Below are 854 nucleotides of genomic sequence, written 5' to 3' on the forward strand. Positions count from 1 at the left end.
GAGGCGATCAAGCGCTTGAAGCCGGTCGACTGCACGACCAACCCCACCCTGGTGAAGAAAGCGCTGGACCTGCCGGTATACGCCGATCTCATCGAGAGCGCGCTGGCCTGGGGCCGCGAGCAGGCGGGCGAGCGCGAGGCGGTTGTCCACGCGGTGGCCGATCGCCTGACCGTGGGCGTGGGCACCCTGCTCAGCACCCTGGTGCCGGGCCGGGTTTCCACCGAGGTCGATGCCGACCAGGCGCACGACACCGCGGCCACGGTGGCCAAGGCGCGCCAGTTCATCGCCATGTACGACGCGGCCGGCGTGCCGCGCAGCAAGGTGCTGATCAAGATCGCGGCAACCTGGGAAGGCGTGGAAGCGGCACGTCAGCTGCAGGCCGAAGGGATCGACTGCAATCTGACGCTGATCTTCAATCCCACCCAGGCGCTGGCCTGCAGCGAGGCCGGGGCGTTCCTGATTTCGCCGTTCGTGGGCCGCATCCTGGATTGGTACGTGGCCAACGGCCAGGCGCCGGCCAGCATCGATGAAGACCCGGGCGTGGTGTTCGTGCGTGGCGTGTATGCCGAGTTCAAGCGCCGTGGTTCGCCGACGGTGGTGATGGGTGCGTCGTTCCGTTCGACGGCGCAGATCGAGGCGCTGGCCGGCTGCGATCGCCTGACGATTTCGCCGGACCTGCTGGAGGCGCTGGACGCCGATCATGGCGAGCTGCCGCGCAAGCTGGTGGCCGGTGCGGCCGAGTCGGTGCAGGTGACGCCGATCGATGCGGCGCGCTTTGCGGCGGATCTGGCGGCCGACCCGATGGCGACGGAGAAGCTGGCCAGCGGCATCGATGCGTTCGCCAAGGATCTGGA

The 854-nt window shown here is 68.7% G+C and carries 1 protein-coding gene; it reads left to right on the plus strand.

Annotated elements, in window-relative coordinates; all coding sequences use genetic code 11:
- Positions 1-854: transaldolase (locus ABE472_RS18830; protein WP_346466785.1), on the plus strand; the 854-nt coding region annotated here is incomplete at both ends.

The sequence above is a fragment of the Stenotrophomonas sp. TWI809 genome (genome assembly GCF_039673205.1).
In the GTDB taxonomy this organism is placed as follows: domain Bacteria; phylum Pseudomonadota; class Gammaproteobacteria; order Xanthomonadales; family Xanthomonadaceae; genus Stenotrophomonas.